Origin of the sequence: Collinsella sp. Sow4_D11 (assembly GCF_052116465.1) — a bacterium.
In the GTDB taxonomy this organism is placed as follows: Bacteria; Actinomycetota; Coriobacteriia; order Coriobacteriales; family Coriobacteriaceae; genus Collinsella.
In genome coordinates this window covers 135,702-155,218 of record NZ_JBQKLA010000002.1, presented here as the reverse complement: position 1 = coordinate 155,218, position 19,517 = coordinate 135,702, and the positions used below count along the sequence as shown (strand labels likewise).

The following is a 19,517-nucleotide window of genomic DNA, read 5'->3' as shown; positions in this document are numbered from 1 at the left end:
AAGGAGCTTCCATGTCTGATTCTTCTATCGTTATTCGCGGCGCTCGTGAGCACAACCTCCGTGATATCGATGTTTCCATTCCGCGTGACCAACTCGTGGTCATTACCGGTCTTTCTGGCTCGGGCAAGAGCTCGCTGGCATTTGACACTATCTATGCCGAGGGCCAGCGTCGATACGTCGAGAGCCTTTCGAGCTATGCGCGCCAGTTCTTGGGCCAGATGGACAAACCCGACTTGGATTCAATCGACGGCCTTTCGCCGGCGGTGTCGATCGACCAAAAGACGACGTCTAAAAACCCTCGCTCGACGGTTGGCACCGTAACCGAGATTTATGACTATCTGCGCCTGCTGTTCGCCCGTGTGGGCACCCCGCACTGTCCCGAATGCGGCCGCGTCATTGAGCGCCAGACGACCGACCAGGTTGCCGACAAGGTCTTGGCGGCGGGGGAGGGTCGCCGCGCGTTTGTGCTGGCACCGGTGGTGCGCGGGCGAAAAGGCGGGTACACCAAACTGTTTGAGGACCTTCGCGCCGAGGGCTTTAGCCGCGTGCGTGTCGACGGTGAAGTGCGCTCGCTCGACGATCCAATCGATCTGGACAAGAAGTTCAAGCACGATATCGAGGTCGTGGTCGATCGCATCGTGATCCGTGAGAACTCTCTGGGTCGTATCGCCGAGTCTGTTGAGCAGGCGACCGCGCTGGCTCACGGCAATGTAAATGTGTACATGCTGCCCGATCGTGATGCTCCCGAGGGGACCGAGGGCGAGCTGCTGGAGTATTCGTTGGCCTTGGCGTGCCCGGAGCATGGACACTCCATTGACGGTCTTCAGCCGCGTGATTTTTCGTTTAACGCTCCCTATGGCGCATGTCCTGAGTGCGACGGCCTGGGCTTTAAGAAAACCGTTGATGCCGAGGCGCTGATCGAGGACCCCTCGAAGTCCATTGCCGACGGAGTCTTTGGTAGCCTGTTTGGTAATTCGAACTACTACCCGCAGATTTTTGCTGCGGTCTGTAAACACTTTAAGGTAAGCGCCGATACGCCGTGGGAGGACTTGCCCCCTCGCGTGCGTCGTGCATTCTTGGATGGCCTGGGCGATACGAAGATCTCGGTTGACTACCAAAAGCTCGACGGACGTCGTAGCCAGTGGGATACCAAGTTTTCGGGCGTTCGCAACATCCTGTACGAACGCTATACCGAGACGACGAACGAGAACACCAAGGCGCGCTTGGAGAAGTACATTCGCGAGGAACCGTGCTCGAGCTGCCACGGCGCTCGTTTGCGCCCTGAGATGCTCGCCGTCACCGTGGGTGGCAAGTCCATTTACGAGGTTTGTTGCCTGTCGTGCCGTGAGTCGCTCGAGTTTTTTGAGGGCCTGGAGCTCACCGAGCGCCAACAGTTTATCGGCGGGCGCATCGTCAAGGAAATCCTGGAGCGCTTGCGTTTTCTGGTCGATGTTGGACTCGACTATCTGACGCTCGATCGTGCCTCGGCGACGCTTTCTGGTGGCGAGGCGCAGCGTATTCGCCTGGCAACACAGATCGGCGCCGGCCTCATGGGTGTCCTGTACATTTTGGACGAGCCATCGATCGGCCTTCATCAGCGCGATAACGAGCGCCTGATCAAGACCCTTGAGCGTCTGCGCGATATCGGCAATACCGTCATCGTCGTCGAACACGACGAGGACACGATCCGTGCCGCCGACTACGTGATCGACATGGGGCCCGGCGCCGGCGTCAACGGCGGACACGTAGTCGCGGCGGGAACGCCTGCCGATATCATGGCGTGTCCTGAGTCGATGACGGGCGCTTATCTGACCGGCAAACGAATGATCCGGGTGCCTGATGAACGGCGCAAGCCCGGTCGCGGCTGCCTTAAAATTACGGGCGCTCGAGCTAACAACCTCAAAAACGTTACTGCCAAGATCGAGTTTGGTACGCTTACGGTTGTTACCGGCGTGTCGGGATCGGGCAAGAGCTCCCTGGTTACCGACACCATTGCGCCTGCCCTTACGAATGCTATTCACCGTTCGACGCGCCCTGTGGGTCCGTATAAGAAAATCGAGGGCATCGAGTGTATCGATAAGGTTATCGATATCGACCAGTCGCCGATTGGCCGCACACCGCGTTCCAACCCTGCTACCTATATTGGCCTGTGGGATGATCTTCGCGCGCTGTTTGCGAGTACGCCGGAGTCGAAGGCGCGCGGCTACTCGCCGGGTCGTTTCTCCTTTAATGTGAGTGGCGGGCGCTGTGAGGCGTGCAAGGGCGACGGACAGATCAAGATCGAGATGCACTTCCTTCCCGATATCTACGTTCCCTGCGAAGTTTGCGGCGGTAAACGCTACAACCGCGAGACACTCGAGGTCACCTACCGTGGCAAGACCATCTCGGACGTGCTCGACATGAGCGTCACCGAGGCGCTGGCCTTCTTTGGGAATATCCCGCAGATTAAGCGCAAGCTTCAGACTTTGTATGACGTTGGCTTGGGCTATGTGAGTTTGGGGCAGCCTGCCACGACGCTTTCGGGCGGCGAGGCGCAGCGTGTGAAACTCGCCAAGGAGCTTCATCGACGCCAGACGGGCAAGACGTTCTATATTTTGGACGAGCCGACGACCGGCCTCCATTTTGAGGACGTCCGCCAGCTGCTCGATGTGCTGCAGCGCTTGGTCGATGCGGGCAACACGGTGCTGGTGATTGAACACAACCTTGATGTCATCAAGGTTGCCGACCGCCTGATCGATATGGGTCCCGAGGGCGGCAATGGCGGCGGAGCCGTCGTGGTCTCGGGTACGCCGGAGCAGGTCGCGGCATGTTCGCAGAGTTACACGGGCAAGTTCTTGGCACCGCTGCTCAAGCGCGACCGCGAGCGTCAGGCACAACTCGACGCCCAGTAAAGAGACGCCGTCGTACGAGAAGCGCCACCGATTCCTTTCGATTCGGTGGCGCTTCTGTGTGTCGAGATGACGTATGCGGCTAAATTGGACATATACTTAGGCGTTACGTTCGAATGCGAGGGAAGGGACATGCCATGGCAAAGGCTGCAAAGACGCCGAAAACCAATGCGATGCGCGAGCTGGAAAACGCCGGCATCTCCTATATTCTCCATACGTATGAAGACGATGGCGATGAGTCGGTGGGTTTAGGCGTTGCAATTTTGGAACAACTTGGCGAGGAGCCTGGCCAGGGGTTTAAGACCTTGGTTTGCGTGACGCCGTCCAACGAACACGTTGTGTGCTGTATTCCCGTTGCCGACGAGCTTGACCTAAAGGCCGCCGCGCGCGCCGCTGGTGAAAAGTCGCTGACCATGATGCATGTCAAGGACTTGCTTGCCGCGACGGGGTATGTCCGGGGCGGCTGCAGTCCAGTCGGCATGAAAAAACGCTTTCGGACGCTGATCGATGAGACATGCGTCCTTTGGGATACCATTTTTATCTCAGGCGGTAAGCGTGGCTATCAACTTGAGCTTGCCCCCGACGACTTAGTTGCATTTTGCGGGGCGACGGTTGCCCCGATCACGAGAGAGGACTGAGCGATGCCGCAGGAAGAATCGAAGCGCGGAGCTCACTTTGCAAAGGGTTCGGCTTCTCAGACGCCCGCGCCTGAGGCTTCTTCGGTCGATGACCAGATTCGAAACGCTTGGTCCGTTGCTGCAGATCCAGGGGAGACGGCTGTGTATTTGCGTGCCGCCGGTGCCGGTACGGTGCCTCCCCGTACGATTCTCTCTTCGGCTCGTCCCGATGAGACGGCGGTGTTTTTGGCCGCGGCTCAATCCCGTGCCGGACGGATGCCTGACGCCGGGGCGTCTCGTGCGCCGCGTCCCGATGAGACGGCGGTGTTTTTGATGGCGGCTCAGGGAAAGGGCGCACTGCAGGGTGTCCCAGCCGATCGTCCCGCGAGGCCTGCAACCGACGGTGATGGCGAGCAGTTGCTTTTGGATGACGAGTGGTCACCGCTCGGCTCGACCGATCCGGTCGAGGGCGTTGCTGTTGAGGACGATGATTGGGATCTATTATCGTTTTCTGGTCGAACCGCTGCCGCCAGGGAAGTTGACACGGTGTTTGGTAATAATGCCGTAGCTAACGATGACGCTTCGTTTGACAACGATGTCACGCCTGTTGACGGAGCTTTTTCTGCCGATGATGCCGTTTTGGTCGACGACCCCTTCGCGATAATCGATGAGCCTGATATCGAGGTTGATTCTCGACAACACACTGAAGTCAGCCCCCAATCACAGGACGACGTAGATGATATGGGCTCGTCGGACTACTCTACGGTTGGCCGTTCTGCCGGCCTCATGACTGCACTGACCATTGTGTCGCGCGTCACCGGGTTTATCCGTACTTGGGCTATGGCTGCCGCCATCGGCATGTCGCTGCTCTCGTCTTCCTATCAGGTCGCCAACAACCTGCCCAATATGCTCTATGAGCTCGTGATGGGCGGTATGTTGGTTACCGCCTTTTTGCCGGTGTACATGGGCGTGCGTCGTGAGCAGGGTCGCGACGCCTCAAACGAATACGTAGGTAATCTGCTCGGCATCCTGCTTTTGCTGCTGGGCGGCATTTCGGTGTTGGGCACCGTGTTTGCTCCGGGCTTTATCTGGACGCAGTCGTTCCTTTCGGGCGATGGCGGAAGCATGGATACCGCTGCATTCATGTTCCGTTTCTTTGCCATTCAGATTTTGTTCTACGGCCTGGGCTCGGTGTTCTCGGGCGTTCTTAACGCGCATCGTGACTACTTTTGGTCGACGTTCGCCCCGGTACTCAACAATGTGATTGTCATTGCGAGTTTTATGGGCTTCGCTCCCTTATCTGCCTGCTTTGGTGAGCAAGCGGGCGTCGTTTTGATTTCGCTCGGCACGACGCTTGGCGTTTTTGTCCAGATGGCGTGCCAGATTCCCGCACTCGGTAAGCATGGTGTCCGGCCTCATATTCATATCGACTTTAAGGATCCTGCACTGCGACAGACGCTCGCGCTCGGCGTCCCGACGTTGCTCGCTACGGTATGCATGTTCGTGTCGACTTCCATTACCAACGCAGCCGCGCTGGTGGTGCAGCCCGAGACCGGTCCTTCTGTAATTGCCTATGCGCGCCTTTGGTACACACTGCCTTATGCCTTGATAGCCGCCTCGCTCTCGACGGCGCTTTATACCGAGCTTTCGCACGATGCCCAGGAAAAGGATTATGACAGCGTGCGCGTTGGTATCTCGTGCGGCGTGGCCCAGATGCTCTTCTTCCTGATTCCTTTCGCGCTATATCTCATTGTGTTTGCCCGTCCGCTCAACATGATTTATTGCGCCGGCAAGTTCGACGAGTCGGGTGTGGCGCTTGTGTCCGAGTTTTTGGTTTATCTGGCGCTCTCCCTGCCGCTCTACGGCGTGGTCGTGTTGATGCAGAAGAGCTTCTCGGCGTTGCTCGACATGAAGCCCTATAGCCGCTATTGCCTATACTCTGCCATCGGTCAGGCTGGTTCGGTTCTGCTGTTTGGTGTGGTGCTGGGCTATGGCATGCCTGCGATTGCGATGTCGTATGTTGTCGACTATGTGATTCTGGTCGGCTGTTCGCTGTGGTGGCTGCGTCGTCGTCTGCAGGGTCTTCAGGTTAAATCTATTCTGCACGGCTGCTTCTATGGCCTTTTGCTCGGCGGCCTGGGTGCCGCAGCGGGTGCCGGCGTTTTGTGGGCGCTCGAGAGTTTTGTCGGAGCGCTTGGCGGATCGATTCTTATTACCTTGGGCTATGTTTGCATCGCGGGCATGGTTTCACTTGCCGTGACTTTTGGCCTTGCCGTCCTTCTAAAGATGCCTGAGGTCTCCGCGCTTCTTCGCCGCAGGTAGGCAGTCGTGGCAGGTCATGACAACATTCCAACGCTTGCCGAACAGGTTTCGCGTGTGCCCATGCAGCCTGGCTGCTACCTTTGGAAAGATGCCAAGGGCGATGTCATTTACGTTGGCAAGGCTAAAAATCTGCGCTCGCGCATGCGTCAATATGTGACGCTGCAGGACGAGCGCCAAAAGATTCCACTGATGATGCAGCTGGTTGCGAGCTTTGACTATATCGTTGTCGAGAACGAGCACGAGGCGCTGGTGCTCGAGCGCAACCTGATCGGTCAATACCATCCGTACTTTAATGTCGACCTTAAGGACGATAAGAGCTATCCCTTTATCGCTATCACCAAGAGCGATCTGTTCCCAGCTATTAAATATACTCGTGAGCGTCATAAGCCGGGAACGCGTTATTTTGGTCCCTACACCGACAGCCGCGCGGCGCGCGAGACCATTGATACGCTGCGCAAGGTAATCCCGATCTGCTCGGCTTCTTGTGCGGAATGGCGTCGATGCCGCCGTATCGTCGAGTCCCACAAGGGCGAAGAAGATATCGTCAATATGATTTGCGCTCAAAACGGGCGTCCCTGCTTTGACTTCCATGTTGGCCGCGGCCCGGGGGCATGCGTCGGTGCGATCTCTCCAGCCGACTATGCTAAAAACGTTAAACGCGTCGAGCGATTTTTGTCGGGCCATCGTAAAGATGTCGTTGATGAGCTTACATCCGAGATGACGGACGCCGCCGAAGCGCTCGATTTTGAGCGGGCGGCGCGCGTCAAGCGTCGCTTGGAAGTTATTAGGGGCCTGGACGACCGACAGCAGGTCGTTTTTCCGTCGAGTGTCGATCTCGATGTGATTGGTTTCTATCGAGAAGAGACCATTTCGGCCGCCTGCGTGTTTGTTGTGCGCGAGGGGCGAACGGTTCGAACCTGTGAGTTCATTCTCGATAAGGGCCTGGATGTCGATGAAGAGGAGCTTCAGTCGGGCTTTCTCAAGCGCTATTACGACGAGACGGCTGATATTCCAGCCGAGGTGAACCTTTCCGTCGAGCTTGAGGATGCGGAGGCGCTAGGGGAATGGCTTTCGGACAAGCGCGAGCGTTCCTGTCATCTCCATAGGCCTCAGCGCGGCGAAAAACACCGGTTGCTCGATATGGCATCTAAAAATGCGCGTCATGCCCTCATGCGTTATATGATGCGCACGGGATACGCCGACGATCGCACCAATCGAGCGCTCCTGGAGCTTGAGAGCGCCTTGGCGCTACCTGCGCCGCCAATGCGAATCGAGTGCTTCGATATCTCTACGCTTCATGGCACCTTTACGGTCGCCTCGATGGTGGTGTTTACCAACGGCCACGCCGACAAGAGCCAGTACCGCCGCTTTAAAATCCAGGCCGAATTGGATGAGGCGAACGACTTCGTTTCGATGTCCGAGGTTTTGGGGCGTCGCTATGCTCCCGAGCGGATGGCCGACGAACGTTTTGGCTCGCGCCCCGATTTGCTCGTTGTCGACGGCGGCAAGCCGCAATTGACGGCTGCAATTAAGCAACTTGAGGCCCTTGGGCTCGATATACCAGTTTGTGGTTTGGCAAAGGCCGATGAGGAGGTTTTCGTGCCTTGGGACGAGACTCCTGTCGTACTTCCGACTGGGTCTGCGTCGCTCTATCTCATCAAGCAGGTGCGCGACGAATCGCACCGTTTTGCCATCACGTTCCATCGCGAATTGCGCGATAAAGCCATGACGGTTTCGGTACTCGATGACGTTCCAGGCGTGGGACCCACTAGAAAACGTGCAATTATGCGCCATTTTGGCTCGATGAAGCGGTTGCGCGCAGCGAGCGAGCAAGAGATCGCGGAAGTTCGCGGCATACCTGCCGATGTTGCCAAGGCGGTCCACGAGGCGCTCGTTGCATGGAATGCCGAGCGCGCCGAGGCCGCGGCTGGCCATTCCGATAGCTAAACACGAGCATAAACAACTGATATACATGATTGCGCGATTTTCAACCATTTATTTCGCCATGATTGCCTGCAGGTTTCGGGTTTTATTAACGCTAAAACGTTTGACTAACCCAAGCGAAAACCCTGCTATCCTGCGGGTTGACGAAGACTGATATCTCACCTCGCCGATACATACTGTCTGCTGTATCGTTTGTCAACGAATTCGGTGAACGGTAGTAAATACCGTTCAAGCGTATGTATGTATCGGTCGCCGAGCGCGGCACCTCAGTTGGGTTTGTCGGTAGGTAAGGTATATATCGTCCGCAAGTTGCGCGGGGGCAAGTTTAGGTGCTCCCGGGTAAGATTCTCTATTGATAGGAGAAGACATGGCCATCATCAATAAGGGTATGTCCAGGCGTTCGTTCCTTGGCCTCACCGGCAGCGTCGCTGCTGTCGCCGGCTTTGGTCTCACTGGCTGCGGTGGTAGCTCTAGCGACGAGGGTTCCGCTCCCGCCGATTCCGCCAACCGTGGCGGCGGCGTGATCACCGCCGGTTCCGCTTACGCTCCGTCCAGCTTCGACCCCGCCAGCACCGGCTCCGCCGTGGGCCTGGGCGCTAACTGGCACGTCGTCGAGGGCCTCTACGGCATCGATTACCACGACTACAGCACTTTCAACGAGCTCGCCACCGATGATCCCAAGTCCGTGGACGACACCACCTTCGAGGTCACCATCCGCAAGGGCGCCAAATTCTCCGATGGCACCGAGGTTACCGCTGACGACGTCGTCGCCTCCTACACCGCTTGCGCCGCTTCTGCTACCTACGCTCCGTTCTTCCAGCCCTTCGAGTCCATCGAGGCCAAGGACGCCAGCACCGTGACGGTCAAGACCAAGGTCCCCAACTTCTCCCTGCTCAAGGACCGTCTGGCCATCATTCGCGTTACTCCTGCCACCCAGAGCGAGGAGGATCGCGCCAAGCAGCCGATCGGCTCCGGCCCCTGGATGTACGATTCTATCTCCGATACCGAGATCACCCTGGTTCCCAACCCCGAGTACAACGGTGAGTATGCTGCCGAGGATAAGAAGATCCAGTACAGTATCCTGACCGACCCCACCGCTCGCGTCACCGCTCAGCAGGAAGGCTCCACGCTCGTCATGGAGCTCGTTACCGCTGACGCCGTCGACCAGCTCGAGGGCGCTGGCTGCAAGATCGACAACGTCCAGGGCTTCGGCACCCGCTTCATCATGTTCAACGTCGCCAAGGAGCCTTGGAACGACGTCAAGGTCCGTCAGGCTGTCATGTATGCGCTCGACACCGAGAAGATGATCAGCAACACCTTCGCCGGCCTTGCTACCGCTGCCAGCTGCTACCTGCCCAAGAGCTTCACCAACTATCATGAGGCCTCCACGGTGTACAAGACCGACGCCAAGAAGGCCAAGAAGCTTATCGAGGAGTCCGGTATCACCCCGGGCGCCATTACCCTGCGCACCACTGATAACGAGCAGATCAAGGGTATGGCTGCCCAGGTCAAGAACGACCTCGACGCTCTCGGCTTCGATGTGACCATCCAGACCGATACCTCGCCGGCCACCTATGCTGCCATCGACGGCGGCGAGGCCTACGATATCCTCCTTGCCCCTGGCGATCCTTCCTGCTTCGGCGCAGACCCCGACCTGCTGCTCAACTGGTGGTACGGCGACAACGTCTGGATGCAGACCCGTTGCCCGTGGAAGGAGTCCGCTGAGTGGCAGAAGCTCCACGGCCTTATGGACGAGGCTCTTGCCGCCGAGGGCGACGAGCAGCAGAAGAAGTGGAACGAGTGCTTCGACATCATCGCCGACAACGCCGTTCTGTACCCCGTTGTCCACGTTAAGACCGTCTCCGCTTCCTGGAACGATCCGTCCACTGCGCCCAACGGCGAGGCCCTCGATGGCTTCAAGGGCATCGGCACGACGAGCATGTCCTTTAAGGGTGTCGCGACCGTCAAGGCGTAAGACTCGCTTGAGTCTATATGCAGGATGTCGGCCGTTGGGACCGTATCCTCATAGTTGAAACAAAGACCCGGGCGGCAACGATGTCGCTCGGGTCTTGTAATGAGTGTCCGTACTCATATACCAGTTGGTCCTACCGACAAAAGAAAGGGGAGAGAACGTGAACAACTTTCTACGTTTGATTGGAAGGCGTCTCGTGGCGCTGCCGATCATGGCATTGGGCGTCACCGTCCTGGTGTTCTTCCTTATGTCGTTCTCCAAGACCGACCCCGCCTACACGGCGTTGGGTGACGGTGCCTCGCCCGAGGCGGTTGCCGAGTACCATGAGAAGTATGGTCTGGACGACCCCTGGCCCGTGCGCTACGTGCGCTATATGGGCAATTTGATCCATGGCGACATGGGCACCTATGGTGCTGCTCGCAACTCCGTTGCCAAGCGCATCTCCACGGCCCTACCCGTCACGATGCAGCTGACCTTCATCGGTCTTGCCATCGGTGCGGTCGTATCGTTTTTGCTCGGCGTCATCGCGGCACTGTATCGCGATAAATGGCCGGACCAAGTGATCCGCGTCTTTTCCATCGCCGGCTTGGCAACCCCGTCGTTCTGGCTTGCCGTTCTGTTGATCCTGCTGTTCTCTTCCTACCTTAAGGTACTCCCGGCATCGGGTGCCCTGCCGCACTTCACCACGAATCCGGCTGGCTATCTGGGACGCATGATCATGCCCGCCATCGCCTTGGCATTTCCGCTGACGGGTCAGATGACTCGTATCGTGCGTACCGCCATGGTCGAGGAGCTCGACAAGGACTATGTCCGTATGGCTCGCGGCGCCGGCGTTCCCGAGAAGGTCGTCGTCGGCATCAACGTTCTTCGCAACGCGCTGATCACCCCGGTCACCACCCTCGGTCTTAAGATTGGCTATCTCATGGGCGGCGCCGTCGTCATCGAGGTCATCTTCAACCTCCCCGGCATGGGTACTGCGATCCTGCAGGGCGTTCAGGGCAACGAAGCGAACCTGGTTCAGGGCGTCGTCATCGTCGTTGCTCTTGCCTTCATCATCATCAACATCGTGGTTGACATGCTCTACCTGCTCATCAACCCGCGCATCAGGACGGTGTAGATTATGGTAAAGATTCGAGAGAAGCAAACCGAGCAGCTCGAGAAGGCTGCCTCCAAGGGGCTCAAGCTCGGTGGCTGGAAGAAGATGACGCTGTCTTCTAAGATTGCCGCCATCGTGCTGGTGCTGGTCGCCCTGACTGCGATTCTTGCCCCCCTGCTTGCCCCCTATAGCCCGGTCGAGATCTTTACGGCTCGCCAGGCTCCCGGCAACGGGTTTATCTTCGGAACCGACGACAAGGGCCGTGACATCCTTTCGCGTATGCTCTACGGTGGCCGTTACTCGCTGATCATCGGCTTTGGTGCTACCGCTATGGCTCTGGTCTGTGGCTCCGTTGTCGGTGCTCTTGCTGCGGTTTCGCGCAAGGCCGTCTCCGAGACGATTATGCGCATCCTGGACATCATCATGTCTGTCCCGGGTATCGCCCTCGCAGCCGTCTTCGTTTCCATCCTGGGCAACTCCGTGCCGTCGATTATCTTTGCGATCGGCTTTATGTACACCCCGCAGATCGCCCGTATCGTGCGTGCCAACATCGTATCCGAGTACGGTGAGGACTATGTCCGCGCGGTTATCGTCTCCGGCGCCAAGGCTCCGTGGATTCTGATCAAGCACGTTCTTCGTAACTGCATTGCCCCGATCATGGTCTTCACCGTCACCCTGGTCGCCGACGCTATCATCTTCGAGGCTTCGCTGACCTTTATCGGCGCTGGCATCCAGGAGCCCACTGCTACGTGGGGCAACATCCTCGCCGACGCCCGCGGTGGCGTGCTCGCCGGTCGTTGGTGGCAGGCGCTGTTCCCGGGTCTGGCCATCATGATCACCTGCCTGGCGCTCAACATCCTCTCCGAGGGCATTACCGACGCTATGGCCGCTGCTCCTTCCGCCGCCCTGGATCCGACCGATTCCTCCAAGCGCCGCGAGGCCGACCTGCTGGTCTCCGACCCCGTTCGCGCCTACAAGGAGCAGGCCCAGTCCCTGTCCGCCCGTCTTGGCGCCCTGCGCGATGTCGAGCTCAAGCGTAACGACCGCCATGTGCCCGATGAGTCCGTTGAGCCGATTCTTTCGGTCCGCGATTTCTGCATCCAGTTTGAGCACCACGGTGATATCAACGTCGTCGACCATGTCAACTTTGACGTCCGTCCCGGCCAGACCATGGGCCTGGTAGGCGAGTCCGGCTGCGGTAAGTCCATCACCACGCTGGCCATCATGGGCCTGACCGATGAGGACGAGCATCTTTCCGGCGAGGTCCTCTGGGAGGGTCGTGACCTGCTTAAGATGAGCAAGAAGGAGTGGTTCGGCCTGCGCGGTACCGATATCGCCATGGTCTATCAGGACGCCCTGTCTTCGCTCAACCCCTCTATGCTCATCTCCGCCCAGATGAAGCAGCTCACCAAGCGCGGCGGCACCCGCAGCGCCGAGGAGCTCCTGGAGCTCGTCGGCCTCGATCCCAAGCGCACGCTCGAGAGCTATCCGCACGAGCTTTCCGGTGGACAGCGTCAGCGCGTTCTGATCGCTATGGCCCTTACCCGCGACCCCAAGCTGGTCATCTGCGACGAGCCCACGACCGCTCTGGACGTTACCGTCCAAAAGCAGGTCATTAAGCTGCTCAACGATCTTCAGGCCAAGCTCGGCTTTGCCATGATCTTCGTTTCGCATGACCTGGCGTTGGTCGCCGAGGTCGCCCATAACATCACGGTTATGTACGCCGGTCAGGTTATCGAGCAGGCGCCCACCAAGGAGCTGCTCACCAACCCGATTCACGAGTACACCCGCGGTCTTCTGGGTTCCGTTCTGTCCATCGAGAGCGGTTCGGGCCGCCTGCACCAGGTGCCCGGCGCCGTCCCCAGCCCGCGCGATTTCCCCAAGGGCGATCGCTTCGCGCCCCGCTCAAGCCATCCGCACATCGGCCTGGACACCCGTCCGGTCTTCAAGCGCGTGCCCGGCACCGAGCACTTCTATTCCGAGCTCCCCGATGAGGTGCTCAAGGCAAATGGTTTGACCCCTCATGCGGAGGTGATGTAGATGAGCGAGACTGCGGTCAACGGCGTCGAGCCGATTATCTTCCTTGACGATGTCCACGTCACCTTTAGGACCCGTACCGGTTCGATCCTGCACCCCAATCTGGTTCATGCCGTCCAAGGCGTGACCATTAAGCTCATGCCCGGTCAGACGATCGGCATCGTCGGCGAGTCCGGTTGCGGCAAGTCCACCACTGCTAATGTCATGTGCGGCCTGCAGGCCCCCACGAGTGGCAAGGTCTACTTTAAGGGCAAGGACGTCACCAAGCGTACTGCCGAGGATCGTCGTCACATGGGCCGCGTCATCTCGGTCGTGTTCCAGAACCCCGCGACGGCACTCAACCCTCGCATGGTCGTTCGTGAGCAGCTGCTCGATCCCATGCGCGTCCACAACCTGGGTACCGAGGCCGAGCAGGAGAAGCGCGTTAAGGAACTCCTGGAACTTACCGGTCTGCCCAGCTCTGCCGCCGAGGTTCTTCCCGGCCAGCTTTCGGGCGGTCAGCGCCAGCGCGTGGCAATTGCCCGTGCCCTGTCGTTGAACCCTGACGCCATCATCGCCGACGAGCCCACCTCGGCTCTGGACGTTTCGGTCCGCGCGCAGATCCTCAACCTGTTGACCGATCTTAAGAAGGAGCTCGGCCTGGCCATGGTGTTCATTAGCCATGACATCCAGACGGTCCGCTACATCTCTGACGACATCATCGTCATGAACGGCGGCAAGATCGTCGAGCAGGGCGAGGCCAAGCAGGTCTTCCAGAACCCGCAGGACCCCTACACCAAGATGCTGCTCGGTGCTGCGCCGTCGCTGCTGCACCCCAAGCTTGGCGAGTAGGTTCGCTTTCCCTCCTGTGCGCCCGGCTCCCTTGCCGGGCGCACCCTCGTTGCGATTTCGAAAGGTTGGGTTCACGAGCCATGCCAAGCGCTCAGGAGCTACAACAGCAATTTGGTGGTTATCGGGGCGCCATGCCTCGTCCATCAGATTTCGATCTCTTTTGGAACGACCGCATGGCCGAGGCTGACGCCGTCGAGATCGACTATTCGGTCGAGGCGGCATCGATTGCCGATGCTGCGACCTGCCAGTTTTTTGACCTCTGGTATACCGGCATGTGCGGCGCCCGCCTGCATGCCAAGTATCTCAAGCCGGTTTCGGACGAGTCCGTGCCGCTGGTGCTACAGTTCCACGGCTATCCGGGCGCAAGCCGCAGCTGGTTCGAGCAGGCGTCGTTTGCGGGTATGGGCATGGCACTTGTCGCCCTCGACTGCCCCGGTCAGGGTGGCCCCTCCGAGGATATTGGTGGATTTGAAGGCACAACGGTTGCCGGGCATATCGTTGCCGGTATCGACGGCGACCCGGCCAATCTCTACTACGTACGCTTGCATCAGGATATCCGCATTCTGTGCCGCATTGTTCGCGAGCTCGAGGGCATCGATCTTGCCCGTGTTTTTGTGAACGGTGCGTCGCAGGGCGGTGGCTTGGGCATTGCGACCTGCGCGCTTAACAGCGAGCTTATCAATCGTGCCGCCATCCTCTATCCTTTCCTGTCGGATTTCCGCCTGGTCTGGGATTTGGATGCCGACGACATTGCCTACGAGGGCCTGCGCTATTGGTCTCGCTGGTTTGACGAGGACTCGACTCGTATTGACGAGGCCTATGCCAAGCTGGCGTATTTCGATTCCAAGAACTTTGCCCCCATGGTCAAATGCCCCGTGCTGTTTGGCACGGGAACGGCTGATATCGTCTGTCCACCGGCGACGCAGTTTGCGGTCTACAATAACCTGACCTGTGAGAAGCGCCATGAGTTCTTTGAGGGCTTTGGCCACGAGGAGATTCAGGATTTTGACGATCTGATCATTCCGTTTTTCTGCAAGGAAGGGGAGGCTCATGTCTAAGTGCGAGAGCAATGTCAATGAGCTGATTGACCCCGAGCTTGCGGGGATCTCTGGGACGGTTTCGTCAAGGCTCTCCGATTTCCGTGATTGGCGCGGCGATGCCTTGGCGGATGTTTCCGAGTTGGAGGCAGCCGCTTCGGACCTTGAGGTTTGCGGACTGACTGTCACGGCGATTGATTTCGCCAATCCGTGCGCGCGCTACTCCGAGGTTTCCTTTGAACTTGCCGGGGAAGTCGTACACGGCCGTTTGATTGAGCCCTCAGGTTGTGCCCGGGCATCCGAGCTTGTGCCGCTATGCCTGATGTTTCATGACACCGACCGACCCGTACGTGGATGGCATCACATGACGAGGTTTGCCGCCATGGGATATGCCGTGCTTGCGCTGGACGACGATGTGATTGGGCTCAGCGAGCTGAAGCAGGGGGTTACCTCGCCCGTTTTTGTTGAACGCGTCCGCTGGGGCTGTGCAATGGCAAAGGTCGCGCGCAATCTTGACGGCATGGACCCCGACCGCATCTTTGCATGGGGCGAGGGCCTTGGCGGTGGAGTCGCGCTGGCGGTTTCTGCTCTAGACGAGCGGGGCCTTGCCTGCACGGCGGTTGCCAATCCGCTTCCCGGCGGCCTCGAAGCGCTGTCGTCTCGGGTGCGCGGATCGGTACTTATGGGTACATCGCTCATGGATGCCGTGAGCGATCCCAAGGGCCAGTTTGCCGTATTCAACGGTCTTGAGTGTGACCGGAGGCATATTATCTATGCCAAATATGCTCACGAACGCATCAATGCGTTCGAAAACGAAGTCGTCGACTTCTTTAACCAAGCGTTCTACCTGTGTTCTTTGGCCTAGACGGCCTGGACACTGCCAACAAGAGCGGGCGGCATAGGGCCACCCGCCAGACAACTAAGGAGATTCTTGTGGCAACTCAGAAATTCACCGGCGTTATTCCTCCCGTCGTTGTTCCCGATACCGAAGATCACCAGCTCGACGTTGCCTCCTTTGAGCGCAGCATCAACCGCATGATCGACGCCGGCGTCGATGGCCTGTTCTTCCTGGGCTCTTCGGGTGAGGTCGTTTTCTCCACCGACGAGCGTCGTCGACAGATCATCGCCGAGGCCGTTCGAATCGTCGACCACCGCGTTCCTGTTCTGGTCGGCATCATCGATACCGAGACCGAGCGCATGATTGAGCACGGTAAGGTTGCTCAGGAGCTGGGCGCCGATGCGCTCGTCGCCACCTGCCCGTTCTATGCCCTGCAGGGCATGACCGAGGTCGAGGAGCATTTCCGCATCCTGCACGAGGAGCTCGACCTGCCCATCTTTGCCTATGACATTCCCGTGTGCGTTCACACCAAGCTCCCCTGGAAGCTCCTTGCAAAGCTCGGCGCCGAGGGCGTCCTTGCTGGCGTCAAGGATTCCTCGGGTGACGACGTCTCGTTCCGCTACCTCGTTCAGGAGAACGAGAAGAACGGCCATCCGATGAGCATCCTCACCGGCCATGAGGTCGTCGTCGACGGTGCCTACCTTGGTGGCGCCGACGGCTCTGTCCCGGGTCTCGCCAACGTTGAGCCCGAGGGCTACGTGCGTCAGTGGAAGGCCGCTCAGGCTGGTGACTGGGCTACCGTCAAAGCCGAGCAGGATCGCCTCAATGAGATTTCGCACATCTGGGACGTCACCTCGGGCGTCCAGGGCTATGCCGGTGGCGTTGGCGCCTTCAAGACCGCTATGAACCTCATGGGCATTTTCGACAGCCCGACCATGCCGCGCCCGGTGAAGGCCATGACCGGCGAGAACGTCGAGGCGATTAGGAAGGTCCTCCAGGACAACGGTCTCCTGTAAAGCTTTCCCGGGCACCCGATCTTGGGGCTCAAGCGATCGAGCGTGACCCATTAGGTCAATGCCCGACCGCTTTCACCCCAACCCCGGGCACTCGGGAAGCCTTTAGCAAGCTGCGGCGATAACACCGCCTTTATTTCCTGTAGTTGTTTTTATCTCCTAAGGAGAGCGACATGGAGAACAAGTACATCTGCTCCGTTGATATCGGTGGCACCAAGATTGCGACCGCCATTATGGAATATCCGGCTGATGGCGGCGTGCCCCATCCCGTATTTGAGGCTGAGGTTCCCACCGAGGCCCAAGAGGGCGGTGAGGCCGTCTTCCAGCGTATCGAGGCGTCCATCAAAGCCGCTCTCGAGGCGAATCCCGATGTCGAGGTCCTTGGCGTCGGTATCGGTGCCGCTGGCGTCGTCGATCCCAAGACGGGCGCCATCGCGTATGCCAACGAGATCATGCCCGGCTGGTCCGGCGTTCAGTTGGGGCCGCGTCTGCGCGAGGACCTCGGTCTTCCCGTTGCCGTTGTAGGCGACGTGCAGGCTCATGCTCTGGGTGAGGCCCATTGGGGCGTCGGCAAGGGCAAGTTCTCCGTCTTGTGTCTGGGCATCGGCACGGGTATCGGAGGCGCATATGTCGAGAACGGCCGCGTGATGCAGGGCTTCCATGGTGCTGCCGGCCATATGGGCCACATCGAGTGCTCGGCTGCCGCCGGCATTCCCTGCGCCTGCGGGCGTTCCGGCCATCTGGAGTCGGTGGCTTCGGGTACGTCGATTGGGCGCATGTACGACGAGCGCTTCGGTCGTGTTGACCCCAGCCGTCCCTCGGTTGGCCGCGACGTGAACGACCTGTGCCGCGCGGGTGACGCAAAGGCGACCGAGGTCATCCACGATGCCGGCTTTGCATTGGGCGCTAGCTTGGGCTCGCTCGCCAACATTCTGGATCCAGAGGTCATCGTGCTTTCGGGTGGCGTAATTCACCAGGGACCCGATTGGCGTTCGCAGACGTGGAAGGATTCGGTACACGAGGGCTATGCTAGCCAGGCGCTCGATCCGCTTCAGGACACGCCGATCCTCATCGGTTCTCTGGAGGGCGACGCACCGCTTATCGGTGCCGCCGAGCATCTTCTTGCCTCGTTAAAGTAAACGTATCTGCTGTAGGAGCCTCCCGAGACGACACGCCTTGGGAGGCTGTTCTGAGAAAGGTTATAGCCTTATGACCGTCGATCCTTTAATTCAATCCCTGAAGGGTAAGCTCATCGTGAGCGTTCAGGCGTATATGGGCGAGCCGCTTCGTACGCCCGAGACCATGGCTCAAATGTCTCGCGCTTGCGAACTCGGTGGCGCCGCCGCCATTCGTTGCCAGGGCCTTGCCGACATTGCTGCCATTAAGGGTCGTTGTGAGGTTCCTGTTATCGGCCTGTGGAAGGATGGACACGAGGGCGTTTACATCACGCCGACGCTGCGTCACGCCCGCGCCTGCGTTGCTGCCGGTGCTGACATCGTGGCGATTGACGCCACCGATCGTCCGCGCCCCGATGGCAAGTCGCTCGAGGACACTTTTCGTCCGCTGCACGAGGAGGGCGTGCTTCTGATGGCGGACTGCGCCACGATCGAGGATATCCGCCGCGCGGTCGACATGGGCTTCGATTTGGTTTCCACTACGCTTTCGCATGGCGTCGCCGCCATCGATTGCACCATGGCAGACGGCCCCGACCTGCCGCTTTTGCGCCAGGCAACCGAGGAGTTCCCCGGTCTTCCCATTATTTGCGAGGGTCGTGTGCATACGCCCGAGGAGGCTCGCGCCGCGATTGACGCCGGCGCCTGGGCCGTTGTCGTTGGCACTGCCATTACGCACCCCACAAGTATTACGAGTTGGTTCAAGGCTGCGCTTGAGGCGTAAGACGGGCCTCGTATCCGCTTGGGGCGGTATACTCAACTAAGGCAATTGATCGCGCGGGATCCGCTGGCCGGGTCCTGCGCTTATTTTAGGAGGCAGCACATGCAAAAGGGAGATGCCATGGATGCGGCGGAGCGCACGGAGCGCATTCCCGATATCGTCATCATCACCGGAATGTCCGGATCGGGCCGAACGCAAGCCATGCATGTGTTTGAGGACATGGGCTATTTTTGTATCGACAACCTGCCTCCGCGCCTGATTGCGCAGCTCGCAGAGCTTGTTGGCATCAATACGGGTGTGGGTAGACATCTTGCTGTTACCTGTGACCTTCGCAGCCAAGGCCTGTTTGATGAGCTGCTTGACGCCGTTGCCGCCTTGGAAGAGCGCGAGATGAGCTGTGACATTGTGTTTCTCGATGCATCTGATGAGGTGCTGATTCGCCGCTACAGCGAAAACCGCCGCCGCCATCCCATTGCGAAGCCGGGGGAGACCACGGCCGACGCCATCCAGCGCGAGCGTTTACAACTCCAGGGCGTGCGCGACCGAGCCGATATGATCATCGATACGAGCCGCCTTCGTACCTCTGCTTTACGCAATAAGCTGCGTGCGGCTTTTTCAGAGCTGTCCGACCAGCAGCTCATGGACGTCCACGTCTTCTCATTTGGCTTTAAGCATGGTATGCCCGTCGAGGCAGACATCATGATCGATGTTCGCTTCCTGCCTAATCCATTCTACGACCCCGAGATGCGCACGTTGACCGGCCTCGATAAGAAGGTCTCCGACTTTGTCCTGGACCATCCCAAGACGCAGGAGTTCTGGAAGGTTTGGACGCAGTTGCTCGATACGGTCATGCCGGGTTATATCGCGGAGGGCAAGCCGCAGCTTTCCATTGCCATCGGCTGTACGGGCGGCCAGCACCGCAGCGTTGCCATTGCAGAGGCTACGGCCCGATACCTGGAAGGTGCTCAGTATCACGTGAGCATTTCTCACCGCGACTTGTCGCGTGCCAACACGAAAGCATAGGTTTGA

General features: G+C 59.0%; 14 protein-coding genes. All 14 read left to right on the top strand.

Annotation, left to right across the window (positions count from 1 at the left end; all coding sequences use genetic code 11):
• Nucleotides 1–11 precede the first annotated feature (11 nt).
• The 14 genes from uvrA (at nt 12) to rapZ (ending at nt 19,511) form a co-directional block, all read left to right on the top strand.
• Nucleotides 12–2,891: an excinuclease ABC subunit UvrA gene (uvrA, locus tag ACTQ40_RS01995; protein ID WP_441563215.1), complete on the top strand. Its 2,880-nt coding sequence runs from the start codon at nt 12–14 to the stop codon at nt 2,889–2,891.
• Between the two features lie 134 nt (nt 2,892–3,025).
• Nucleotides 3,026–3,526 carry a Cys-tRNA(Pro) deacylase gene (gene ybaK / locus ACTQ40_RS01990; RefSeq protein ID WP_427718664.1) on the top strand — a complete coding sequence of 167 codons (501 nt, stop codon included), beginning with the start codon at nt 3,026–3,028 and terminating at the stop codon, nt 3,524–3,526.
• Nucleotides 3,527–3,529: 3 nt separating this feature from the next.
• Nucleotides 3,530–5,827 carry a murein biosynthesis integral membrane protein MurJ gene (gene murJ, locus ACTQ40_RS01985; RefSeq protein ID WP_441563214.1) on the top strand — a complete coding sequence of 766 codons (2,298 nt, stop codon included), beginning with the start codon at nt 3,530–3,532 and terminating at the stop codon, nt 5,825–5,827.
• A 60-nt stretch (nt 5,828–5,887) separates the two neighbouring features.
• Nucleotides 5,888–7,774 (top strand): excinuclease ABC subunit UvrC, encoded by a 1,887-nt coding sequence (uvrC, locus tag ACTQ40_RS01980; protein WP_441563220.1) that lies wholly within the window; start codon nt 5,888–5,890, stop codon nt 7,772–7,774.
• Nucleotides 7,775–8,138: 364 nt separating this feature from the next.
• Entirely contained in the window at nt 8,139–9,746 is a 1,608-nt protein-coding gene (locus ACTQ40_RS01975) for an ABC transporter substrate-binding protein (protein WP_441563213.1), read from the top strand.
• Nucleotides 9,747–9,903: 157 nt separating this feature from the next.
• Complete coding sequence (locus ACTQ40_RS01970) at nt 9,904–10,860, top strand: ABC transporter permease (protein ID WP_370450641.1); 957 nt, start codon at nt 9,904–9,906, stop codon at nt 10,858–10,860.
• A 3-nt stretch (nt 10,861–10,863) separates the two neighbouring features.
• The gene (locus ACTQ40_RS01965; protein ID WP_154517511.1) at nt 10,864–12,879 is read left to right on the top strand and encodes a dipeptide/oligopeptide/nickel ABC transporter permease/ATP-binding protein; all 2,016 of its coding nucleotides are present in this window, start codon (nt 10,864–10,866) and stop codon (nt 12,877–12,879) included.
• Complete coding sequence (locus tag ACTQ40_RS01960; protein ID WP_154517508.1) at nt 12,880–13,707, top strand: ABC transporter ATP-binding protein; 828 nt, start codon at nt 12,880–12,882, stop codon at nt 13,705–13,707. It abuts the gene before it with no gap.
• Between the two features lie 80 nt (nt 13,708–13,787).
• Nucleotides 13,788–14,765, top strand: a complete 978-nt coding sequence (locus ACTQ40_RS01955) for an acetylxylan esterase (protein WP_427728772.1) — start codon at nt 13,788–13,790, stop codon at nt 14,763–14,765.
• Nucleotides 14,758–15,609, top strand: a complete 852-nt coding sequence (locus ACTQ40_RS01950) for an acetylxylan esterase (protein ID WP_441563212.1) — start codon at nt 14,758–14,760, stop codon at nt 15,607–15,609. The genes ACTQ40_RS01955 and ACTQ40_RS01950 overlap by 8 nt, the downstream gene beginning before the upstream one ends.
• 68 nt (nt 15,610–15,677) lie before the next feature.
• A complete protein-coding gene (locus ACTQ40_RS01945) occupies nt 15,678–16,598 on the top strand; it encodes a dihydrodipicolinate synthase family protein (RefSeq protein WP_427718650.1) in 921 nt (306 codons plus the stop codon).
• A gap of 170 nt (nt 16,599–16,768) precedes the next feature.
• On the top strand, nt 16,769–17,734 hold the full coding sequence (locus tag ACTQ40_RS01940) for an ROK family protein (RefSeq protein ID WP_427728775.1): 966 nt from the start codon (nt 16,769–16,771) through the stop codon (nt 17,732–17,734).
• Between the two features lie 70 nt (nt 17,735–17,804).
• Nucleotides 17,805–18,491: an N-acetylmannosamine-6-phosphate 2-epimerase gene (locus ACTQ40_RS01935; protein ID WP_154517496.1), complete on the top strand. Its 687-nt coding sequence runs from the start codon at nt 17,805–17,807 to the stop codon at nt 18,489–18,491.
• Between the two features lie 99 nt (nt 18,492–18,590).
• Nucleotides 18,591–19,511, top strand: coding sequence for an RNase adapter RapZ (gene rapZ / locus ACTQ40_RS01930; RefSeq protein WP_427718645.1), 921 nt, complete (start codon nt 18,591–18,593; stop codon nt 19,509–19,511).
• The last annotated feature ends 6 nt before the right edge of the window (nt 19,512–19,517 follow it).